Below are 23,322 nucleotides of genomic sequence, written 5' to 3'. Positions count from 1 at the left end.
CACCACCATCACCGACGCGATTTCACCACACCCTGATGGAGACCTCATGACCATTGCTACCGGCGAACGCCTGCCCGACGTGACCCTCTTTACCAACGGCGACAAGGGTCCAGAGTCACTGACCACCGACGCCTTCTTTTCGGGACGCAAGGTGGTGCTGTTCGCTGTCCCCGGCGCCTTCACTCCGGGCTGTTCCAACACCCATATGCCCGGCTTCGTGGTCAACGCCGACAAGCTGCTGGAAAAGGCCGATGCGGTCGCCTGCCTGGCGGTCAACGACGCCTTCGTCATGGGCGCCTGGCAGAAGGACCAGAACGCCGAAGCGATCACCATGCTGGCCGACGGTAACGCCGATTTCACCCGAGCCATCGGCATGGACAAGGATGCCAGTACCGCAGGCATGGGCGTGCGCAGCCTGCGCTACGCGATGATCGTCAACGACGGCGTGGTCGAGTATCTGGGCGTCGACACCGAACGCGGCGTGATCGAGGCGTCCAGTGCCGAGACGGTACTGGCCAGGCTCTAAGGCTTGTACGAAAAGTGCCTGCGCTCGGTAATACGGCGTTAAAAACCGGCTGGTGCGCCAGCCCGGTCAACATGCTCATTTACACCCGGTAAACTGCGCTTTCTCACCGATTTTTGCCTTGTCTAACCATCGCTCGCTGGCTCTTCGTATAAAGCCTGGCACTGCAAGCGGGGGCTGACGCCCCCGCCTTCAAGCCCCCGCCTTCACCCCCTTCTTCAAGGCGGTCATCCAGCACAGTTCTGCTAGTCTTGGGGAGTAGCCCCCACTGACGAGAGCACGGTCCATGAACGCGACAGCAGACCAGGCCATGCGCCTGAGCGGTACCTGCCTGTGCGGTGCGGTGACACTCAAGGTAGCACTTGAACAGCAGAGCGTCGGCGCCTGCCACTGCCAGATGTGTCGAACCTGGGGCGGCGGCCCGCTGTTGGCACTGGAGTCGGTCAGTCAGCTGACGCTCGAAGGCGAAGAGGCTGTCACCTTCTATTCATCGTCCGACTGGGCCGAGCGTGCCTTCTGTCGCCACTGCGGCACCCACCTGTTCTACCGATTGAAGAACGGCGAGCACACTTCGGTGCCCGTTGGCCTGATCGACAGCGGAGAAGCCTGGCGGTTCGACCTCCAGATCTTCATCGACGAGAAGCCCCACTGGTACCACTTCGGCAACGACACCCGCAATCTGACAGGCCAGGAACTGTTCGAGGCGTTTTCCAAGGACACCTGAGACTGGCTCCTGCCAGGCCCTTGGCCAGCGTTGGTGACTTTCGCCACTTGCGTCAGAGCCCGTCCTGTTCCCCCAGATAACACCAGGACGGCCAGCGCAATGCTGGCCGTCCTGTCTTTGTATCGAGCCGTGTCGAGCCGAGTCTTGTCCTGGCATCTCGGCACTTGCCGCTCGGGACGCTAAAGCATCCACTCCACCGGCAGCACCGAGATCAAGGTTACCGCCGCCCGGCGGAAGATGCCCACGTTGGGCTCGCCGTCGTACTGCACTACCCCTTGCGGCGTGCGCTCCAGCCAGATCATGCTGCCGTCTTCGTCCAGCTTGACCTCGTAGGCGTTGTCGAGCACGTCGGTATTGAACACCCGCTGCATTTCCTGAGCGAGCTCCGGACTCTCGATGATAAAGCCGAGTTCGGTATTCAGTCGCGCCGAGCGTGGGTCGAAATTGAACGAGCCGACGAACAGCCGATCGCCGTCCACGGCGAAGGTCTTGGCGTGCAGGCTGGCACCCGAGCTGCCGAAGGGGCCGGCAGATTCGCTGCGCCCCGGCGCATCTGGCGCCCGCTTGAGCTCGAACAACCGGACGCCAGCCTCCAACAGCTCGCGTCGCCGCTTGGCGTAGCCGGCGTGCACCGCGGCCACATCGGTCGCCTCCAGTGCGTTGGTCAGAATGGTCACCTCCACGCCGCGCGCCTCTAGATCGGCGAACATGCGAGTGCCCTTCTCTACCGGCACAAAATACGGCGACACCAGATGCACGCTGTCCCGGGGCGGCCCCAGCAGGCCACGTATGCGTCCGGTCAGCAGGTCTTCATCGGCGGCCAGCCCCAGGCCCTTGGCCGGATCGTCGCTGACCATTCTGGTGTTGGCCCAGACCAGCTCAAGGCTACCGTCCTCGATCGACTCGATGAACTGGCTTTCGTCCAGCGCCTGCCGGTACTCCAGCGAATCAGGGGTACGGACGATTTCCACCGAGGCCTGCTCGAAGCGTGCCAGCCCCTGGCGCCCCGCCGAGTCGAGCACCCGACTGGCCGGGTAGGAGGACTGGCTGGCCCAGTACAGATCGAAGTCTTCAGAGACCTGCTCGACCACCGGCCCCACGGCGACGACATCGAGATCGGCGAACATCACGTTGTCGCCGGCGCCGAAATACTCGTCGCCGATATTGCGCCCGCCGATGATGGTGGCCTGGTTGTCCACCGTCAGTGACTTGTTGTGCATGCGCCGATTGGCCCGGGAAAAGTCGGTCAGGTAGCCGATAAACCGCGGTGAGCGCACCACGAAGGGATTGAACAGGCGTATCTCGATATTGGGGTGAGCATCCAGCGCTGCCAGCTTGTCATCGAGCCCTGCAGTGTTGGTGTCATCGAGCAGCATGCGGACGCGCACGCCACGATTGGCGGCGTCCAGCATGGCCTGATACAGCATCGAGCCGGTGATGTCGTCGTGCCAGATGTAATACTGGACATCGAGGGTCCGCTCTGCCGCTTCCGCCAGCAACAGTCGTGCGGCAAAGGCGTCGTGGGGATTGCGCAGAGTATGGATACCACTCTTGCCGGGATGGGCATCCACATAGGGTGCCAGCATCTCGCCGAGCGCCGTGTCGCGGGCCTGCTCCAGCGTCAGATGCTGTGTCTGGCTACGCCCTTCCAGGGAGGGCAGGCCGCTGCATCCAGTTAACAACACGGCCACCGATAGCCACAGGGCAAGCATCAGCGGTTTTCCGATAACGGGCATTCGAGAGTTCCATTCGTCGCTGGGTTGGCCGTTACAGCATAGCGAAGTTGCAGAAGAACCACCGCAAGGCTTTTTCTCATCGCCGGCCTCCTCGGCCGCCCCCTCGATCAACCTCTCGAATGCCCTCTCGATGCCACCCCCACGCGGCCACCGTTGCCACCCGAACGCCATATTGACCACAACGAGCGCTTGCAGCCTTCGTTCGTCGCTGCACTGATTTACGTCAAATCTAATTTTACTTTTTCTAATAGCCTTTCCCCGATCCCCTCACGCAGGCCTTCTCCACCGCCGTGAAAAGCCGACTGCCCCGAACAAGAGGAAACCACGATGCCCGTCCGTCACTTCTCCATCGCCCGGCTGAGCCTTGTCGCTCTGTTGCTTGCCGGCACCTCGACCCAGGCCGCCGACGGTACCATCAGTTTCACCGGCGAAATCGTCGCGGCCAACTGCACCATACCGACGGCCGCCACTACCGTGACGCTACCCAAGGTGTCCACCAGCGCCTTCGGTGCCTCCGGCACCCGAGCAGGCCAGAAGGCCTTCCAGCTCGTGCTGAAATGCGCCGCCGGCACCACTGGCCGCAACAAGGTCTCGGTGCGCTTTACCGGAGATGACACCCAGGTGGATCCGGTCACCGGGCTATTCCTGCTCACCAGCGACAGCACCGCCAAGGACGTGGGGATCGCCGTCTACGATGCCAACGACGATTGGGTCAAGGCGGCCGACAACGACAGCACCCCGCCGGTGGACATCGTGGCAGGCGATGACACGACGGTCATTTCCCTGAGCGCCTGGTACCAGTCCACCGCCGCCACGGTAACCGCCGGCACCGTCAAGGCCAGCGGCAATATCGAGATTGTCTACCAATGACCGCGATAGAAGGCCCCGGCGCCTCGCCCTTTGCCATGCGGGCGTGGCAGCGACTGGTGATACACGCCCTCGGCCTGGGTCTGAGTCTGTGTCTTGCGCTCATGATCGCGGCGTTGCCAGGCCACAAGGCCGAGGCCAGCATCACCATCAATGGCACCCGCGTCATCTATCAGGAGGTCCAGAGGGAGCAGACGCTCCGGCTGGAAAACCAGGATAGTGTCCCGGTGCTGGTCCAGGCCTGGGCCGACCGCCACGCCGGAGGGCGCCCGGCGCGGGACGCCGAGTCGCCATTTCTGGTGACGCCATCGGTATTCCGTCTCGACCCCGGTGAGAGTCAGACCCTGCGTATCCTGCGCATTCGCGACGTGGAAAGGTCCGACCAGGAGTCGCTCTACTGGCTCAACATCAAGGAGGTGCCACCGCTACCCCAGGGGACCACCAACCGACTGCAGCTAGGCATCCTGACACGCCTGAAACTGTTCTATCGTCCGACGGGCCTCGCCGGTGAACCCGGCGACGCCATCGCCAATCTTCAGTGGCATCTGGCGCCTGGCCCCGACCTGCGCCTGGTGTGCGACAACCCCTCGAACTACCACGTGTCGTTGATCGGCGGTGCCTGGCGGCAGTTCAGCGACCACGATGATCTTTCCCTCGACATGCTGGCTCCGCACAGCGAGGCAAGCTGGTCACTGCAGACGAGGCCTGCGCCAGGGTCATCACTGTGGTACCGGGCGATCAACGACTACGGCGCCGTCGTGGTGCGCGAGGCCATCCCGGACACCGAATGAACCGACGACATGGCACTACCGTCTACCGAGTCGACGCCGCTGGCCGCTGCCAGACATCCTCCCCCCTGCCGGTGGTGCTTCACCGCCGGGCGCTACCGGTGGCGAGCGGCATTGGTGGTCGCGGCTGCTGTGGTGGCGACGGTAACTGGGCCACGGCCGGTCCAGGCCGACGAGGTAACCTTCGACCCAGCCTTCCTCGAAGACGCCAGTCTCGACATGCGTCGCTTCTCCCGACCGGACTACGTGCTACCAGGCGACTATCTGGTCGATCTGACCCTCAACCAGACGCCGCTGGGACGCTATCCGCTACGTGTCGAGGACATCCCGGACGGAACACAGCGACTTACCCTGCCCTTGGACGCCTGGTTGGCCGCACGCCTTGAGCCGGCCCTCGAACAGGAAGTGCGACATAGCTGCCGGCTGGACGCCAACTGCTTTCTGGGGGTGGACGCCGCCCTGCCCGGCGCCAGCCTGGATCTCGCCATCGGTGACCTGCGTGCCCACCTCAGCGTGCCCCAGGCGTTGCTTCATCGGCTGCCTCGTGGCCAGGTCGACAGCGCGCGCTGGGAGCCCGGCACCACCGCCCTGCTGGCCAACTATCAAGTGAACGGTTATCGCTCGAGCACCGACGAAGGGCACTATCAAAGTGCCTTTCTCGGCACGACGCTCGGCGCCAACCTTGGCCTGTGGCAGTTTCGCAGCAGCCTCAACGTTTCCCGCAGCGATGACGGCGACGTCGACTGGGACAGCCTTCATCACTACGTTCAGCGGCCCCTGCCGGACCAGGGCTTGCTGCTGCGGGCCGGCGAGATCAACACCCGAGGGGACTTCTTCGATTCGCTGGCGCTGCGCGGGGTTACGCTACGCACAGAGACCCGCATGCTGCCCGACAGTCGACGTGGCTACGCTCCCGTGGTCCGCGGCAGCGCCAGAACCCAGGCGCATGTCACCATCTCCCAGCAGGGACGGCGTCTGCTCGAGACCAGCGTGCCTCCCGGCCCCTTCGAGATCGACGACCTCTATCCCACCGGCTACGGGGGCGATCTTGAGGTGAAAGTCACCGAGGCCGATGGACGCGTCGAGCGTTACAGCGTGCCCTACGCTGCCGTCCCGGGCCTGCTGAGACCGGGGCAATCGCGCCTCTCGCTGGCCGCCGGTCAGTACCATGCCAAAGGCCTCGATGACCCTCCCTCACTGCTGGAGGCCGGCTATCGACGGGGGCTCGGCAACGCCATCACCGCCTACGGCGGCGCCCAGCTCAGTGAACACTATTGGTCTCCACTGATCGGCGCCGCCTTCAATACCCCCGCGGGGGCCATTGCTGTCGATGCCCAGTACGCCCATGCCGACCTTCCCCAGGGAGGGCGCAACGGCTGGAGTCTCGAGGCCTCCTACAGCCGCCACCTGCAATCCACCGATACCGACATCAATCTGGCGGCATATCGCTACTCGACCACGGGGTTCGTGTCGCTGGCCGACGCCGCCTGGATTGCCGACGCTGACGACGACGCTCAGGCAGACGAAGGATACGTAGACAACAGCACGACCATCGATCAACGCAGTCGTCTGCAGCTCAATCTGAGCCAGCCCCTCGGGCCACGTACACGCATCTCCGCAACCGGCAGCCTGGCGGACTACTGGCATCGCGGCGGCACCGAGTCGTCCTACCAGCTGAGTCTGAGTCACCGCATCGGGCGCGTCAGCCTGGCCCTCAACCTGTCGCGCACCGACAACCGCGAAGGAGAGGCCGAGCACCGGGCGCTGGTATCGCTGACGCTGCCACTGTCCAACGCGTCCTTCGCCCCACGTCTGGGTGTCTCCGCCAGTCGTGACAGCCGCCATCATGACGATGCCCACCTCGACCTCACCGGCACCCTGGACGACGAACGCGAGCTGTCCTACGGGCTATTCGCCAATCAGACCCGCGGCCCGAAGGAGCGCTACCGCTCCTATGGGCTCAACCTGTCGAGCGGAACCTCCGTCGGCCGCTTCACCGCGGCAGGCTCGAAAAGCGACGACTACCGGCAACTTTCCATCGGCGCCAGCGGCGCCGTGCTGGTACACCGCCACGGCGTGACCTTCGGCCAGAGCACCAGCGATACCGTAGGCCTGGTCAGCGCCCCGGGGGGCGCCGGCGCTCGCGTCACCAACGCCGCCAACCTGACCCTCGACGATGACGGCGAGGCATTGGTCCCCTATTTGACGGCCTACCACGACAACGAGGTCCAGCTGGACCCGCGCGGCGCCGCCACCTCGGTGGAATTTCAGCGGACTTCGATCGATGTCGCGCCCTATGCCGGCGCGGTGGTGCCACTGCGCTTCGCCACTCGAACCGGGCTGCCGGTGGTGATCGTGCTGGAGCAGAACGGCCGGGGCGTACCGCTGGGCGCCGAAGTCAGCGCCACCGACGGACGCAAGCTGGGGGTGGTCGGCGCCGGCGGCATGCTGCTACTGCGCGATCTGACGCCCGGTACCTCGCTCCAGGTGACGCTGGGGGGCGAACGACGTTGCTGGGCACGTCCTGTCTGGACGCCTCCGACGGACAGCGACGAGATACCGATCGTCACCAGCCCCTGCCAGCCGACACCACCGAAAGACCTGCTGGAGACAACGTGAATGCGCACCATCGGCTTGAAGACCCGCAGCGCGAGCGCTCCGCTGCGTTTCGCCGTCAGACTTCTCGGCTTGCTGCTGTCGATCGCCGCACTGCTGTCGGTGACCTCGGTGGAGGCCAACTGCGGACGTATCAACCCACCATGGAGTGACAAGCCTCTGACGGTAAATTTTGGCGCCGAGATCGTGCTCGACGAAAACGTGGCCGTCGGCACGCCCATCGCTACGGCGGTCATCCCCGGCAGCCAGCTCTATGCGATCAAAGGAGGCTGGGTCGCTACCTGCAACAATCAGGACGACGCGATCAAGTACTGGTGGCTCGAGCAGCACTACTCCCAGTCCAGCGGCTACTACCCGGTCCCCGGCATCAGCGTGGACAGCGCCGACGGGCGCGTCTACATCATGCAGGACAGCGGTAGCCGCAATCCCTACGGCGGCGGGGGCAGCGGCAGCGTCGGCTATACCACCGAATTGCTGGTCAACGGCAACGCCCATGCGTTCTCCTGGGTCTCCGCTTCCCCCAACAAGAACCTTCCGCCGATCGGCGAGGAGATCCACGGCATCCCCTGCCGCGACGCCCTGCTGGGGACGGGTGCCGCCGAGGGTTACCCCCCCTTGATAGAAATCAACTGCCCCATCGGCGACTACGCCGTCAACTGGCGCCAGCTTCCCCCCTTCCAGATCAAGGTCACGCTCTACCGCATGGCCGGTTCCCCCGGCACCAGCGGTGTACAGCTTCAGAACAACAACAACGCCGGCTTCAGCCTGTTCTCGTTGCTGAACAGCCAAGGCACGCCCTCCGGGGCCAACCACGAACTGTTCAATCTGGTCAGGCTGCAGTTGGCCCAGGGCACTCGGGTTCGAATCAATCCCTGCCATGGCATCAACAATGTCTCGGTGTCACTGGGAGAGGTAGGCAGCCATCGCTTCACCACCCTGGGCCAGCCCGCCACGGGCGTCGCCGACACCCCGGTGCACGTCACCGCCTGGTGTCACACCGACGGCGACATCAAGTGGGCCGTGCTGGGCAAGGCGGCGGCCTACGATCCCGGCGGGAATCAGGGCATTCTGGCCTTGGACAACGAAGAGCAAAGCGCCAGCGGCGTGGGTATCCAGCTGATCCACACAGGTAGCCTGGCGCCACTGCCGATCACCCCCGAAGGCAGCGCCTTCGATGCCTACCGCTGGATCGACACCAACCTTCATGCGCAGGGCGGCAACATCTTGATGCTCGACTTTCTGGCCCGCTACGTGAAGACCGGCACCGTCACGCCAGGTACCGCCAACGGCCATGCCACTCTGGTGCTGTCGCCTAAATGAGCTTCCACCGTCTTCACTCTACGACAGGCTGGCAGCCGGTTCAGCAACGCTCGCCCGGCTGCCGGCGACTCGCGACACCACGCCGCCGACGATGATCAGGCAGGGGGATGGCAGGGGGCTCGCGGCCAGGCGCTGATCGATATCGCCAAGGGTGCCCACCAACGAGGCCATCTCGGGAAGACTGGCGTTGGCCACCAGCATGACCGGCCAGTCCTGTGGCAGGCCTGCGCCACGCAGGCCGCGGGTAATCGCGCCGAGCTTGTTGAGCCCCATGTAGAACACCAGGGTCTCGTCGCGTCGAGCCAGCGATGCCCAGTCCGGCTCGCCCCCCTCGCGACACTGCTGGGCGGTGATCAGACGAAGACTCTGGGCGTGGCCGCGATCGGTCAGCGGAATCCCCATGGCGGCGCAGGCGCTGGCCGCCGCCGAGATGCCGGGCACGATCTCACGCGCAATGCCGGCCTCGTCGAGGGCGTCGAGTTCTTCCCCGAGGCGCCCGAAGATGCCTGGATCGCCGCCCTTGAGACGCACCACCGCCTTGCCCTGGCGCGCCAGCGCCACCAGCAGGGTGCCGATCTGCGCCTGATCGACGCTGTGGTGGCCCCTGGCCTTGCCGACATAGTGGCGCTCGACACCGGCCGGAATCATCGCCAGTACCTCGGGCCCCACCAGGCGGTCGTAGACCACCGCGTCGGCGTGTTCGATCCGATCCAGCGCCTTGAGCGTCAGCAGTTCACCCGCACCGCTGCCAGCCCCCACCAGCGCGACCCGGCCAACAGCGCCGCCTGACCGATGGCCAGCGCCGCTGGCAGCGGACAGGGAAGCCAGCCGGTCGGCCCAATGCTGGCTTTGCCCTGCCAGTCGCCCCAGCAGCATCGACAGCCCGTCCAGACGACGTGCCAGCCAAGGCTTCGTCCCCGCTTCAGCAAGGTGACCCTGCCGGTCTCTAGGCCGACTGGGGTTGTGCGCGCTCGATGCGACCACGGCTCTTCTCCTCTTCCACCAGACTCTTCAATTCGGGAATACAACTGCCGCACTGGGTGCCACAGGCCAGCCGCGCACCGAGCGCCTCGACGCTGTCGTCGCCGGCACGAATCGCCCGCTGGATCGGGGTACGCCCCACCTGATGGCAGCTACACACGATCGGCCCCTGGTCGGCGGCGCCGTCATGACAGGCCGCCAGCACTCGCCGCCGATGCTGCTGCCCCATGGCCTCGCCACGCGCGGCCTCGTCGAAGCGCTCGCACAGCCAGCCAAGCCCCGGCAGTTCGCTGACGGGGCCAACCATCAGCCACCAGCACAGGCGTCCTTGCTCGAACCCCGCCAGGCGCCAGCGACCGCTGGCCGGGTCCTGGGCCACCGGGCCCAGCTCCCCCGGCAACTGGCGTGCGGCCCAGTCGAGCCAGTCGCGGTCGACACCCGCTTTCTCGACACACCCTTTCTCAACATCCCCTGGCTCGATCGGCTCACCGGCCAGTTGCCAACGCTCCGCCGAGGCCAGCGGGACCCGCGTCCAGTAGTTCGTCCCCTCGACCACCCGCGCGGCCAGGCCCGAACCCTCGGGCGGTCCCTGCTGGGCCAGTGCCCGGGAAACCACCAGTGTCGCCTCCCAGGCGTGCTGCAGCGGCGTGACCGCCACCGCGCCATGCTTGGTCTCCGGCTGGCCAGAAAGCGGATCGACGTCCGGGGCGAACAGGCTCCCCGCCAGCGGTGAGTGACTGAAGCGCGGTGTCCAGTGGATCGGCACGAACACTTCCCCACGGCGCTGGGCGGCAGAGACCCTGACGCGGGCGCGCATCTCGCCGCTGCGCGAGCGGATCCTGGCGAGCCCCTGGTCACACAGCCCCAGGGCCTCGGCGTCATCCCGATGGACCTCGACGAAGGGCTCGGAGCGGTGATTCATCAGTCGGCTGGCCCTGGCGGTACGGGTCATGGTGTGCCACTGATCGCGCACCCGCCCCGAATTCAGCCGCAGCGGAAAGTCGGCATCAGTCGCCTGGCGCGGCGCCCGCGCGCTCACCGGCCACAGCCGGGCCCGGCCACTCTCGGTGTAGAAGCGGCCGCTTTCGAACAGCCGCGCGGTGCCTCGTGGTGCGCTTGCCGTCACCGGCCACTGGATCGGAGCCAGATCGTCGTACTCGACCCGGGACAGCCCCGCCAGCCCGGAAATATCGAAGGCCCGCCGTCCCTGGTTGTCGAGGCCCGACAGGCACGCATGCTCGTCGAAGATCTCGCAGGGGTGGTCATAGGCGAAGGCCTCGCCGAAGCCCAGGCGCTCGGCCACGCGGCACAGGATCCACCAGTCGTGGCGGGCCTCGCCAGGCGGCGGCAGGAGCCCGCGCTGGCGCGAGATACGCCGTTCGGAGTTGGTGACGGTACCGTCCTTTTCTGACCAGCCGCTGGCCGGCAGCACGATATCGGCGAGCTCCACCAGGTCGGTGTCGGCCATGCACTCCGACACGATCACCAGCGGACAGCGCTCGATGGCGCGGCGCACCCGGTCGGCATCCGGCAGGCTCACCAGGGGATTGGTGGCCATGATCCACAGCGCCTGGATGTCGCCGCGCTCGACGGCCTGAAACAGCTCGACCGCCTTGTGGCCAGGCTCCCGGGGAAGCCTTGGCACCAGCGCCTCGGTCGACCAGAAGCGCGTCAGCCGTTCGATGGCACCCGGGGTGTGATAGTCCATATGGGCGGCCAGCTGGTTGGCCAGCCCACCGACCTCGCGCCCGCCCATGGCGTTGGGCTGGCCGGTGATGGAAAAGGGTCCTGCGCCGGGCAGGCCAATCTTGCCGCCGGCCAGGTGGCAGTTGAGGATGGCCTGGCACTTGTCGGTGCCGCTGGTCGACTGGTTGACCCCCTGGGAGTAAAGCGTGACCACGTGCAGCTGGGTGGCAAACCAGTAGTAGAAGGTCTCGAGGCGCTCGGCGTCGAGATCGCAGGCCGCCGCCACCGCCTCGATGTCCGAGGCCTCGTCCAGGGCGGCGGCAATCGTCTCTTCGGCGCCGTCCACATGGCGCTTCAGATAGACCTCATCGAGCCGTTGGCGACGGGCCATCCAGGCCAGCAGGCCATTGAACAGCAAAGCGTCGCTGCCGGGGCGCAGCCCCAGGTACAGATCGGCGATCTCGCAGCTGTCGGTGACCCGAGGATCGATGACCACGACCCGCATCAGCGGATTGCGGGTCTTGGCCAGACGCAGCCGCTGATACAGCACCGGATGGTTCCAGGCCAGATTGGACCCCACCAGCACCACCAGTTCGGCCTCTTCCAGGTCCTCGTAGTTGCAGGGGACGGCGTCGGCGCCCAGGGTGCGCTTGTAGGCCGCCACCGCTGACGCCATGCACAGCCGCGAGTTGGTATCCAGGTGCGGTGTTCCGAGAAACCCCTTGAACAGCTTGTTGGCGACGTAGTAGTCCTCGGTCAATAGCTGCCCGGACAGGTAGCCGGCAATGGCATCTGGACCGCTGCCCTCGGCAATCGCTCCCATACGCTCGGCGACGGCGTCCAGCGCGCTGTCCCAGTCGGTCTCGCGACCGTCCACCCTGGGTCGCGTCAAGCGCCCCTGAACGCCCAGGGTCTCCGCCAGGGCCGAGCCCTTGACGCACAGGCGCCCGAAGTTGGCCGGGTGATCCCGATCGCCCTGGAGGGTGACCGACTCGCCATCGCGACGAAGCTCGACGCCGCAGCCGACCCCGCAGTAGGGACAGGTGGTACCTGTGGCCTCGCCGCCTGCACCGCTGTCGATCTCCGTGCTGTCGCTATCCGTCCGGGTCATCGCGCTCTCCTGTCGGCCATCTTGCTGCCTTGGCATATCGTCGGCATCTCATCGGCAGATCATCGCTCCGCTAGCGGCCGGGCCTTGATCGGTCGGGCCTTGCTCAGGCCCAAAAACGCACGACGCCCATCCCGTCGAGCGAGGCTCGAGGAGATGGGCGTCGTTGCCGGATGAAATCCCGCGCTGGATTTCGTGTGTGCTAGCGCCCGTTGCAGACGAGTTGTCGAACCGGCCCACCCGCCACCAGCGTCGGGACCCTTCCTGGCTCGGCCTAGTGATCTGGCTCGGCCTAGTGATCGGGCTCGACGTAGTCATCTGGCTCGGCTTAGTGATGCCCATGGCACCAACAACGGCACTAGCTTTGCCAGTAACCAAAGCAAACCCTGTGCCAGAACACCATAATCGCCCCCTGCAGTGTGGAATGCTGGTGCCAGCCAATTGAAGCCACGACGTTTTTTTCTGACGTTTGCCCAGGCGATGGTGGCGAGAAGACGTCTGACAGACCCCAGGCTCGCACCACAACGAACGATGGAGGCCACCGTTTACGCACCCTTTCGGTGCGCGAGCGCCTGCCCGGCATATCTGCGGGGGCACGGCGGCGGCTTTGCAGGGGGTTATCTCCCTGACAGAAAACGACAAGATCGAAAATGGAACGCCTTTTGCGCTGACAGGTGCAGAGGCACCCAAGGTGCACCCCTCATCATGTCGACTCGAGCTCTATCGAGCGACAGCATCATCGAGCCACGCCCATGCCCGAACACGACACCTTGAAGGTCCTGCTGGTCGACGACGAGATAGTGCGCGCCGCCATGGTCGAAGAGGCGCTTGCGCTGGACGGACACCAGGTGGTCTGCCGACTGTCAAGCCCGGCCAGCCTCAACGACATGGTGCAGCAGCATCAACCCGACGTGGTCATCATCGACATGGAATCGCCTGACCGGGACACCCTGGAGAGCATGGCGCTGCTGCAGCGGGAAAACCCTCGACCGGTGGTGTTCTTCGCCGACCAGCACGACCCCGAATCGCTCAAGGCGGCGGTGAAGGCCGGCGTCAGCGCCTATGTGGTGGACGGTCTGGCGGCCAACCGCGTCAAGGCGGTCATCGATGTCGCCATCGCCCGCTTCGAAGCCTTTCAGGGAATGCGCCGCGACCTCGACAAGGCACGCAACCAGCTCGCCGACCGCAAGCGCATCGAACAGGCCAAGGGCCTGTTGATGAAGCATCAGAGCTGCGATGAGGAACAGGCCTACCGCATGCTGCGCAAGCTGGCCATGGACCGCGGCCAGCGCATCGCACAGGTCGCCCAGAACGTCATCGACATCCTCAAGCCACTGGAGAAGGGATCATGAGTCCATCGCTGTCTTCTGACGCGGCCAGCACGTCCAGAACTGGCGCGCCGCATCCACCCGAGCTCGCCAGCCTGACCCTGGGATTCGTGCCGCTGCTGGATGCTGCGCTGTTGATCATCGCCCGGGAAGGAGGCTTCTTCGCCGCCCAGGGGGTCGAGGTCAGCCTGTCACGCGAGAACGCCTGGTCCACCCTGCGCGACAAGGTCGCCGCCGGCCTGCTTGACGGCGCCCAGATGCTGGCGCCGATGCCGCTGGCCATGAGCCTGGGGCTGTCCCGCGCGCCTTGTGACACCCTGGCCGCCGCGGTGCTGAGCCGCCAGGGCAATACGCTGGTGCTGTCTCGCCGCCTGGCCGAGGCGGTCGGCGCTTCGGTCCACAGCGGGGAGCCCGGCGCCTTCGGCGCGGCCAGCGAACTCGCCCGACGCTTCAAGGCCTCGCTGAAAGAAGGCACCCGGCCACGCCTGGCCATGGTCTACCCCTACTCCTGCCAGCACCTGTTGCTGCGTGACTGGCTGGCCCGCGGCGACATCAATGTCGACAGCGAGGTCGAACTGGTCGCGCTGCCGCCACCGCGCATGGTGGACGCCCTGCGCGAAGGCGAGATCGATGGCTTCTGCGTCGGCGAGCCCTGGGGCAGCCTGGCCCAGCATCGTCAGGTGGGTCGAGTGGTAGCCAGCGGTGCGGAACTGATGCCGGCGCATCCCGAGAAGGTGCTGGGGGTGACGGCCTCCTGGGCGCGGCGCTACCCGAATACCCTGTCCGCGCTGCTGCGCGCCCTCCAGGCCGCCGCCCTGTGGCTGGACAAGGCGCCTGAGGCCAGACGCCAGACCCTGGCCTGGCTGGCACTGCCCCCCTACCTCGATGAAGCCGTAGGCCATCTCGACGAGCTGCCGCTGGAAGCCGCCCCGGGCTACCCCTGCATCGGTGAGCGACTGCGCCCCCTGACGGCCGACTTCGAGGGGCTGATCCAGCGGTTGTCGCCGCTGCTCGAGGCTCGCGGGCGACAGCTCGACACCGCCACCCTGGAGGAGTGCTACAGCGCTGTGCATTACGACGCCGCCACGCACCAGTACGGTGCCGACACGCCCTGAACCCTGCCTGACCGGTGCTGACGCCCGCCACCAGGGCCTGCACCAACAGGCTGTTTTACCTGCACAAAACGTAAAACAGGCATGAAACTTGGATAGCCTGTAGCAAGTGCCGGCGAATGCCGGCGGCGGTCAACGGCGATCGCACCGACACTAGACAAAGACGTCTCTTCACCCTCCGACGCCGGAGGTGTGAGAGACGTCTTTGGCGTTTTTGGAGCCCATGCGATGCCTTATTCCACTGGTCCTTCTGACTCCAGGCCCCGTTCCTCTGGCCTGCCTGACTCAAGGTCCCGTTCCGAAATGACCCAGGCCGGCTCGTCTTCCCCGACGAGGTCTGATGACGCACGTCTTCCCCACCTGGTGATCGTCGGCAACGGCATGGCCGCGCATCGATTGATCGAGACCCTGGCGGCCCAGAGTGGTGCCCCACGACACATCACCGTGATCGGCGCCGAACCGCACGCGGCCTACAACCGCATTCTGCTGTCGAGCTGGCTGGCCGGCGATGTCGAGCAGGATGGATTGACGCTGACACCGCCGCATGACTCCGCCGTCACGGTCGATCAGCGCCTGGGCGCGCGGGTGGAACGGATCGATCGTACCCGGCGCCTGGTCGAGTGCGACGACGGCGAGGTGATCCCCTACGACCACCTGGTGCTGGCGCTGGGTTCGCGCAGCGCCATGCCACAGATCCCCGGCATCACGCTGACGGGCGTGTCGGGCTTTCGCGATCTGGACGATGCGGCGCGCCTGGCCGACGCAGCAAAGGCTGGCGGCGCGGCGGTGGTGGTCGGTGGTGGCCTGCTGGGCCTGGAGGCCGCCGCCGGCCTCGCCGCCAGAGGCATGCAGGTATGCGTGCTGCAACGCTCACCGCGCCTGATGAACCGGCAGCTGGACGCCACCGCCAGCACCATGCTGGCAAGCGAAATCGAAGGACGCGGCATCCATCTGAAGACCGGGGCGCGGCTGGCCGAGATCGTCGGCGATGAGCACGGCAAGGTGATCGGCGTACGCCTGGAAGACGACGAGCGCCTGCTGCCGGCGAACTGCGTGGTGATCGCCGCCGGCATCACCCCCAACGCCGAGCTGGGCAGGGATGCGGGGCTCGATTGCGATCGCGCCATCGTCGTCGACGACACCCTGGCCACCTCGGACCCCGACATTTCTGCCCTCGGCGAATGCTGCCAGTTCGAGGACACCACCTACGGTCTGGTGGAGCCGATCTGGCATCAGGTCGAGGTACTGGCCCGTCGCCTGTGCGGCGAGCCCTCGGCGCCTTACCACGAACGCGCCTGCGCCACCAAGCTCAAGGTTTCCGGCGTCTCGCTGTACGCCTTCGGCCCCACCGAGGCCGAGGACGGACATGAGGTCCTCAGCTACCGCGACCAGGGCGAATACCGCCGACTTCTGCTGCGCGACGGCCGACTCGAGGGCGCCGTGCTCTACGGCGATACCCGCATGGGCCCCTGGTTATTCCGGCTCGCCGAGCAAGGCCTGCGACTGGACCGAGTGCGTCACTCGCTGCTGCTGGGCCAGGCCGATACCGAGGCTCTGCTGGCGGACGACGCCACCACCGACACCGACCCATCGACCACCGAACAGGATGCCGCCTGATGTCCAGCACAAAGCACAATCTCGCCGCACACAATGCTCCCGACAGCAACGCCGCGGATACCCGCCCCACCCTGGTCGTGGTAGGCAACGGCATGGTCGGTCACCACCTGGTCGAGCAGCTGGTCGAACGTGATCAGCACCGCCGCTACCGCATCGTGGTGTTCGGCGAGGAACGTCATCTGGCCTACGACCGAGTGCACCTGTCGGAGTACTTCAGTGGCCGCGACGCCCAGTCCCTGGCGCTGTCCACCGCCGACTACTACGCCGAGCACGGCATCGAGCTCAAGTTGCACCAGGCTGTCACCGCCATCGATCGCGATGCACGGCGCGTTCACACCGACGCTGGCTACCTCGACTTCGACCGTCTGGTGCTGGCCACCGGATCCTTCCCCTTCGTCCCGCCGATTCCCGGCAATGATCGCGAGGGCTGCCTGGTCTACCGCACCCTGGACGATCTCGACGCCATTCGCGCCGCCGCCACCACCGCCAATACCGGCGTGGTGGTGGGGGGCGGACTGCTCGGACTGGAGGCCGCCAACGCCCTGCGCGGCCTCGACCTGGACACCGCGGTGGTCGAATTTGCCCCGCGTCTGATGCCGATGCAGGTGGACGAGCAAGGCGGTGAACTGCTCAAGGAAAAGATCGAGGGCCTGGGCGTCCAGGTGCTGACCGAAAGAGCGACCCGCGAGATCGTCCCCGGTGAAGCCAGCCGTCTGCGCATGGTATTTCAGGACGACAAGGTGCTGGAGACCGATCTGATCGTGTTCTCCGCCGGCATACGCCCCCGGGACGAGCTGGCCCGCGAGTGCGGGCTCGAGATCGGCGAACGTGGCGGCGTGGTCATCGATGACCACTGCCTGACCAGCGATCCCGCCATCCTCGCGGTGGGCGAGGTCGCGCTGTATAACAACAGCATCTTCGGCCTGGTCGCCCCCGGTTACCAGATGGCCAAGGCCGCGGCCGACACCCTGTGCGGTGGCGATTCGACCTTCACCGGGGCCGACATGAGCACCAAGCTCAAGCTGATGGGGGTCGACGTGGGGGCCATCGGCGACGCCCACGCCAACCGACATCCCGGCGCCAAGCAGTACCGATACTTCGACCAGATCCAGCAGGTCTATCGCAAGCTGGTGGTTTCCGGTGACGGCAAGCGCCTGCTCGGCGCCATGCTGGTGGGCGACAACTCCGCCTACGACAGCCTGATGCAGTACTACGCCAATGGCCTGGATCTGCCGGCGGACCCCGCCTCGTTGATCGTACCCTCCAGCGAACCGGCGCCGGCGCTGGGCCCGGACGCCCTGCCGGACAGTGCCACCATCTGCTCGTGCCACAACGTCACCAAGGGCGCCATCAGCGCCGCCATCGACGCCGGCTGCGAGGACCTCGGCGCGGTCAAGGGGACGACCAAGGCCAGTACCGGCTGCGGCGGCTGTGCGGCGCTGCTCAAGAACGTCTTCGACCATGAACTGGCGGCCCGCGGCATGGAGGTCGACACCTCCCTGTGCGAGCACTTTGCCCACACCCGCCAGCAGCTCTTCGATATCGTCCGGGTCGAGGGCATCAAGACCTTCAGCGAGTTGATGACCCGACACGGCACCATTCTGGACGACGGGGCGCCGAGTCTCGGCTGTGACATCTGCAAGCCGGCGGTGGCCTCGATCCTGGCCTCCTGCTTCAACGAGCCGATCACCGACGCGGCGCATATCCCGCTGCAGGATACCAATGACACCTTCATGGCCAACATGCAGAAGAACGGCACCTTTTCCGTGGTGCCGCGTATCGCCGGCGGTGAGATCACCCCGGACAAGCTGATCGTGCTGGGCCAGGTGGGCAAGAAGTACGGCCTCTACACCAAGATCACCGGTGGCCAGCGCATCGACCTGTTCGGCGCGCGCCTGGAAGACCTGCCGGCCATCTGGGAGGAGCTAATCGAGGCTGGCTTCGAGACCGGGCACGCCTACGGCAAGTCGCTGCGCACGGTGAAATCCTGCGTCGGCAGCAGCTGGTGCCGCTACGGCGTCCAGGACAGCGTCGGCATGGCGCTGCGACTGGAGCATCGCTACAAGGGGCTGCGCTCGCCGCACAAGCTCAAGTTTGCGGTGTCCGGCTGCACCCGCGAGTGCGCCGAGGCCCAGAGCAAGGACATCGGCGTCATCGCCACCGAGCATGGCTGGAACCTGTACGTCTGCGGCAACGGCGGCATGCGTCCGCGTCATGCGGAGCTGTTCGCCACCGACCTGGATGACCAGGCCCTGATCCAGGCCATCGACCGTCTGTTGATGTTCTACGTACGCACCGCCGATCGACTGCAGCGGACTTCTGTGTGGCGCGAAAACCTCGAGGGAGGCCTCGACTACCTCAAGGCGGTGGTGCTCGACGACAGTCTGGGCATCGGCGAGGAGCTCGAACGCCAGATGCAGCACGTCATCGATACCTACGAGTGCGAGTGGGCGGGCGCCCTGGCCGATCCGGACAAGCTCAAGCGCTTTCGCAGCTACGTCAACGACAGCCGTCCCGACCCGGACATCATCGTCACCGAGGAACGCGGTCAGCTCCGCCCAGCCTGAGCAAGCCTCAGCCAACCACCGTTTCCGCCCTCGTGACCACACCTCGTCACGAGACGGGCCGCCGACAACACCACAAGGAGTCTTCCATGACCGCTTCTTCCATCAGCCGTTCGCTGGACTGGATACCGCTGTGCCAGCGCAGCGACCTGGTGCCCTTCTCCGGTGTCGCCGCCTGGATCGACAGCGCCGAGGGCCCCGCCCAGGTGGCGCTGTTCTACCTGCCAGGGCATAGCCAGGAACTGTTCGCCATCGACCACCACGACCCCATCGCCAAGGCCAATGTGCTGGCCCGAGGCATCGTCGGCGACATCCAGGGAGAGCCAGTGGTGGCCTCTCCCCTGTACAAGCAGCACTTTCGCCTCAAGGACGGCCGTTGCGTGGAAGACGACAGCGTCTCGCTGCGCATCTGGGCGGTGGCCTTCGACCAGGACAGGGTAATGATCGCACCCTGAGCGCCGCAGCATTTCGGCCCGGGCCTGTGCGGCACGAAAGCTGGCGGGCTCGGTCCTGACCGTCATCTCGGAGGATATGGCCGTCGCGGCCGAATCACAGAGGACCGGCCTGGCGTGAGTGGGAAGGTTGACCGAAGAATTGACCTGATAGCGCAGCGTTGACACTTCGCCCTTGCAGCATTTTTGTCATCGTCCATGCTTGACTCAAGGGCACCGCTGGACCGAAACAGGGTCCAATGTAAAGAAGCGCCGTTGGCAGCACGTCTTGCGCCACAGCGGGACAAGCTGCAAGTAACGGCCAACCCGCCCAAGGGTTTGAGAATCAGTTGAGAATCGGTTGAGAACCGTTTCATGGCCACAGGAGGAGCCTATCGTGTGCAATCCGACACCTTGGCGGCTGTCACATTCCTGACATCGCGCGCTGAGAGTGTCGACATCAAGGCGTCATGTTGACGCCCAAGGTGACAATCAGGAGAGCTGTGCCGATGGTACGCATCGACAAGAAGGCCACCCGACTGTACGTGCTGGACACCAACGTACTGATCCATGATCCCAGCGCCCTCTACCAGTTCGAAGAGCACGAAGTGGTTATCCCCATGACCGTGCTCGAGGAGCTCGACAAGCACAAGAATGGCATCCGCGAAATCGCCCGCACCGCCCGGCAAGTCAGCCGGACCCTCTCTGACCTGACCGCCAACGTCGACATCGACCAGATACGCCAAGGTATTCCCATCACCCGCGTCAGCGGACCAGATGGCCGACTGAGACTGCTCTGCTACTCCGACCTCACCCTGCCCGACAACCTGGAAGACAGCCCCGACAATCGTCTGCTCGGCGAGACCTGCCGACTGCGTCAGGAACGCCCCGACGCCTCGGTGATCCTGGTCACCAAGGACATCAACCTGCGGGTCAAGGCCGCCGCCCTCGGCGTGCCGGTCGAGGACTACCTGACCGATCGCGCCTTCGATGACTCCGACGCCATGACCGACGGTGTCGCTGTGTATGAGGACGCCGGCCGTGGCTTGTGGGACGCCATGGCGCTGGACGTCAAGGTCGAGCGCGACCATGACCGTGTCATCTATTGCCTGAGTGGCGAGATTCCCCAGCACTGGCACCTGGGCATGCTGGTGTCCGACGCCGACGGCGAGGCCAGCTTCGAGGCCATCGTGCGCGAACTCGCCCCCCACCAGGCCACCCTGGAGCTTCTGACCAACTATCGTCACGGCGCCAGCGTCTGGGGAGTACACGCCCACGACAGCCGGCAGAATTTCACCCTGAACCTGCTGATGGACGACGCCGTGGACCTGGTCACGGTGGCTGGTAGTGCCGGTACCGGCAAGACCTTCATGACCCTGGCCGCGGCCTTCCAGCAGACCCTCGATACCAAGCGCTTCGAACGGGTAGTGTTCACACGGGCGCCGATCTCCATGAGCGAGGACATCGGCTTTCTGCCCGGCACCGAAGAGGAAAAGATGTCGCCCTGGATGGGCGCCTTCCACGACAACATGGACAACCTGCTGCGCGACGAGCATGACGGAAGCTCGACCTGGAACCAGGACGCCACGCGCCAACTGCTGGGCTCACGCGTGCAAATCCGGGCGCCGGGCTTCATGCGTGGACGCACCCTCAACGACACCTTCCTGATCATCGACGAGGCCCAGAACTTTACGCCAAAGCAGTTGAAGAGCCTGATCACCCGAGCGGGACGCAACACCAAGATCGTCTGTCTGGGCAACGTCGGCCAGATCGACACCCCTTACCTCACCGCCAATACCTGCGGCATGGCCACAGTGGTTCAGAACTTCAAGAACTGGCCCCATGCCGGCCATGTGACCTTGAAGAGCGTCGAGCGTTCTCGCCTGGCCCTGGCCGGCGAAGAGCTGTTGTAAGCGCCCCCAGCGGAACGAACGCGCGCCCCAACGAAACCAAAGCGCCCCCGCCCGAAAAGGCGGGGGCGCTGGCATCTAGAGAGCCGACATGGCATGGCGGCGGTGGTACGCTCCCTACAACACCGTCACTACAGTACCGTCAAGAGCTGGCCCCATGCCGGCCAGCTCTTCATAAGACACCTTGAAGAGCGTCGAGCGCTCGCGCCTGGCCCTGGCCGGCGAAGAGCTGTTGTAGCACCTCCCCCCAACGAAACGAAAGCGCCCCCGCCTGCAAGGCGGGGGCGCTGGCGTTCGGCCCGGAGCTGACACTTTCACTTGTCCCGGTCACTTATCACGGTTCATGGCCTTCTCGATCAGTTCCTCGGACTCGCTCTTGGGTGTCTTCTCGATCATCTCCTCCGCTTCGGCGTAAAGGCAGACGTAGGTCTGGCAGGAAGCGCAGTGCACCTTTTCATCGGGATTCTTGGTGCTGGGGACTCGCATGTTGTAGCTGCCGCAGTTCGGGCAGGGCTTGGGGATCCGCAGATCTTCGCTCAACGCCATCTCGATCTCCTTGTAGATGGTGGATGATGCCAGGGCCTTGCTCAACGCGAGGTTATCGCGTTCATACTCAGGAAGGAGGCCCTTCAATTGGTTGCGACCGGCACGCTTGGCATCGTAGAGCGCTCCGTCCACACGCCGCATGGCCATGTCGAGACTTTCGTCCTGCCCGACACAGATGGCTCCCATGCTCACTGTTACCTTGAGGGCACGACGGTCGACCTTCAAGGTCGATGCTTCCACGTTGCTTCGAAGACGCTCCAGTATGTCCCAGGCGTCTTCGGCATGAACGTCACCGAGCAGTACCAGAAATTCTTCGCCCCCGATACGCGCCAGCAGGTCATAGGGGCGCAGGCTCAGACGACAGGTATCGGCGAAAGCCTTCAGCACCATGTCCCCGGCGGCGTGGCCGTAGGCATCGTTCAGTGACTTGAAATGGTCAAGATCCAGCATCGCCAGCACCGCTGGCTCGCCACGGCGCCGCAATCGGGCGAGTACCCGCGCTCCTGCCTCGAGGAAGGCACGGCGATTCATCACGCCGGTGAGGACATCGGTGCTGACCAGCTTGGCGACACGCGACTCTGCCTGCTTGCGCTGGGTCACGTCCAGCAGCAGGCCATCCCAGACCACGGTGCCGTCATCGAATCGCTGGGGCGTGCCCCTGGCCTCGAACCAGCGCTGTCCTTCCGCGACGGTCTCCTGAGCATCACCCAGGGTGATATCCAGGTGCCAGGGTGTGAGGCTGACCAGCGACTGGGCGAGCGCCAGCATAAACTGCTCACGCGCATCTTCGTCCAGCCTGGAAAGCACGACCTCGACGTCTTCCAGGGCACTTTGACGAGACAGCCCCGTCTGGGATTCGAAGCCAGGTCCCAGGTAGTCAAACGACAAGCCTCCCCCGGGCGACTGGCGCAGCCGGAACACCACTCCCGGGAGCCTCGCCATGCGGCTTTCAATGGTGCGGCTCAGTCGCTGAGCTGACGCCGCCTGCAGTTGCAACCGGCTGACGTCGTGCTTCATCAGCATCCAGCGGGCAGCGCACCACGACACCGGGTGGATGCTGGTACCAAGGTGACGTAGACGACCAACCCCGTCACAGGCCACCACGCCTTCCCAGCTCCCGCCTCCCTCGCGACAACGCGCAAGGGCCAGCTCCAGTGTCTCGGCTGCCGTACTGCAATGAACATCGGTCAGGCGCAGCCCCCTGATGTCTGCCAGAGACTTGCCCAGTTCATTGCACTGACGAGCGTTCGCCCAGACGATGGTTCCTTCATGGTCAAGCAACAAGGCGGACCCCGGCGCGGCGCCCAGCAGGGCCTCGGCCCCCGACTCCCCGTCACTGACCGTCATGGTCTGTGGGGGTGTGCCACTCTCAGCCTTTGACTTGTCGCGACGGAAAAACCTCCATACAGACATCACCTTAGTTCCCGTAAGCTTTTTCTTAATTTTTTGTACGAGAAAAGCTTAG

General features: G+C 65.3%; 16 protein-coding genes. 12 read left to right on the top strand and 4 right to left on the bottom strand.

Annotation, left to right across the window (positions count from 1 at the left end; all coding sequences use genetic code 11):
• The first annotated feature begins 46 nt into the window (after positions 1–46).
• Positions 47–526, top strand: a complete 480-nt coding sequence (locus NFG57_RS05310) for a peroxiredoxin (protein WP_108131510.1) — start codon at positions 47–49, stop codon at positions 524–526.
• 283 nt (positions 527–809) lie between these two features.
• Entirely contained in the window at positions 810–1,247 is a 438-nt protein-coding gene (locus tag NFG57_RS05305) for a GFA family protein (protein WP_045994383.1), read from the top strand.
• 179 nt (positions 1,248–1,426) lie between these two features.
• On the opposite strand, the gene NFG57_RS05300 is transcribed toward NFG57_RS05305, so the two are convergent.
• Positions 1,427–2,983 carry a phospholipase D family protein gene (locus NFG57_RS05300; protein ID WP_348815561.1) on the bottom strand — a complete coding sequence of 519 codons (1,557 nt, stop codon included), beginning with the start codon at positions 2,981–2,983 and terminating at the stop codon, positions 1,427–1,429.
• Positions 2,984–3,310: 327 nt separating this feature from the next.
• Between NFG57_RS05300 and NFG57_RS05295 the strand changes: the two genes are divergently transcribed.
• From NFG57_RS05295 to NFG57_RS05280, 4 genes are read left to right on the top strand one after another with little or no spacing between them, the layout of a single operon-like run.
• The gene (locus NFG57_RS05295) at positions 3,311–3,853 is read left to right on the top strand and encodes a fimbrial protein (protein WP_124802530.1); all 543 of its coding nucleotides are present in this window, start codon (positions 3,311–3,313) and stop codon (positions 3,851–3,853) included.
• A complete protein-coding gene (locus tag NFG57_RS05290) occupies positions 3,850–4,641 on the top strand; it encodes a molecular chaperone (RefSeq protein WP_124802532.1) in 792 nt (263 codons plus the stop codon). Before NFG57_RS05295 ends, NFG57_RS05290 begins: the two co-directional genes overlap by 4 nt.
• A gap of 9 nt (positions 4,642–4,650) precedes the next feature.
• On the top strand, positions 4,651–7,257 hold the full coding sequence (locus tag NFG57_RS05285) for a fimbria/pilus outer membrane usher protein (protein ID WP_348815560.1): 2,607 nt from the start codon (positions 4,651–4,653) through the stop codon (positions 7,255–7,257).
• Complete coding sequence (locus tag NFG57_RS05280) at positions 7,258–8,574, top strand: fimbrial protein (protein ID WP_348815559.1); 1,317 nt, start codon at positions 7,258–7,260, stop codon at positions 8,572–8,574.
• Positions 8,575–8,592: 18 nt separating this feature from the next.
• Here NFG57_RS05280 and cobA read toward each other — a convergent pair whose 3' ends face one another.
• Together cobA and NFG57_RS05270 are read right to left on the bottom strand one after the other, a co-directional pair.
• Positions 8,593–9,450: a uroporphyrinogen-III C-methyltransferase gene (cobA, locus tag NFG57_RS05275; RefSeq protein WP_348815558.1), complete on the bottom strand. Its 858-nt coding sequence runs from the start codon at positions 9,448–9,450 to the stop codon at positions 8,593–8,595.
• 70 nt (positions 9,451–9,520) lie between these two features.
• Positions 9,521–12,352 carry a nitrate reductase gene (locus NFG57_RS05270; protein ID WP_348815557.1) on the bottom strand — a complete coding sequence of 944 codons (2,832 nt, stop codon included), beginning with the start codon at positions 12,350–12,352 and terminating at the stop codon, positions 9,521–9,523.
• 749 nt (positions 12,353–13,101) lie between these two features.
• Here NFG57_RS05270 and NFG57_RS05265 point away from each other — a divergent pair.
• From NFG57_RS05265 to NFG57_RS05240, 6 genes are all read left to right on the top strand, one after another.
• Positions 13,102–13,701, top strand: a complete 600-nt coding sequence (locus NFG57_RS05265; protein ID WP_045994380.1) for an ANTAR domain-containing protein — start codon at positions 13,102–13,104, stop codon at positions 13,699–13,701.
• Positions 13,698–14,792 (top strand): CmpA/NrtA family ABC transporter substrate-binding protein, encoded by a 1,095-nt coding sequence (locus tag NFG57_RS05260; RefSeq protein WP_213231244.1) that lies wholly within the window; start codon positions 13,698–13,700, stop codon positions 14,790–14,792. Before NFG57_RS05265 ends, NFG57_RS05260 begins: the two co-directional genes overlap by 4 nt.
• A gap of 300 nt (positions 14,793–15,092) precedes the next feature.
• Entirely contained in the window at positions 15,093–16,406 is a 1,314-nt protein-coding gene (locus NFG57_RS05255) for an FAD-dependent oxidoreductase (RefSeq protein ID WP_045994379.1), read from the top strand.
• Positions 16,406–18,973, top strand: a complete 2,568-nt coding sequence (nirB, locus tag NFG57_RS05250; protein WP_083970584.1) for a nitrite reductase large subunit NirB — start codon at positions 16,406–16,408, stop codon at positions 18,971–18,973. Before NFG57_RS05255 ends, nirB begins: the two co-directional genes overlap by 1 nt.
• Before the next feature lie 86 nt (positions 18,974–19,059).
• Positions 19,060–19,425, top strand: coding sequence for a nitrite reductase small subunit NirD (nirD, locus tag NFG57_RS05245; RefSeq protein WP_108131501.1), 366 nt, complete (start codon positions 19,060–19,062; stop codon positions 19,423–19,425).
• Positions 19,426–19,910: 485 nt separating this feature from the next.
• Positions 19,911–21,314, top strand: a complete 1,404-nt coding sequence (locus tag NFG57_RS05240; protein ID WP_348815556.1) for a PhoH family protein — start codon at positions 19,911–19,913, stop codon at positions 21,312–21,314.
• A 324-nt stretch (positions 21,315–21,638) separates the two neighbouring features.
• Here the strand turns inward: NFG57_RS05240 and NFG57_RS05235 are convergent, their stop codons facing one another.
• The gene (locus NFG57_RS05235) at positions 21,639–23,204 is read right to left on the bottom strand and encodes a sensor domain-containing diguanylate cyclase (RefSeq protein WP_348815555.1); all 1,566 of its coding nucleotides are present in this window, start codon (positions 23,202–23,204) and stop codon (positions 21,639–21,641) included.
• Positions 23,205–23,322 lie beyond the last annotated feature (118 nt).

This window comes from Halomonas sp. H10-59, assembly GCF_040070555.1.
GTDB lineage: Bacteria > Pseudomonadota > Gammaproteobacteria > Pseudomonadales > Halomonadaceae > Halomonas > Halomonas litopenaei.
This window is presented reverse-complemented; position numbering and strand designations above follow the sequence as displayed.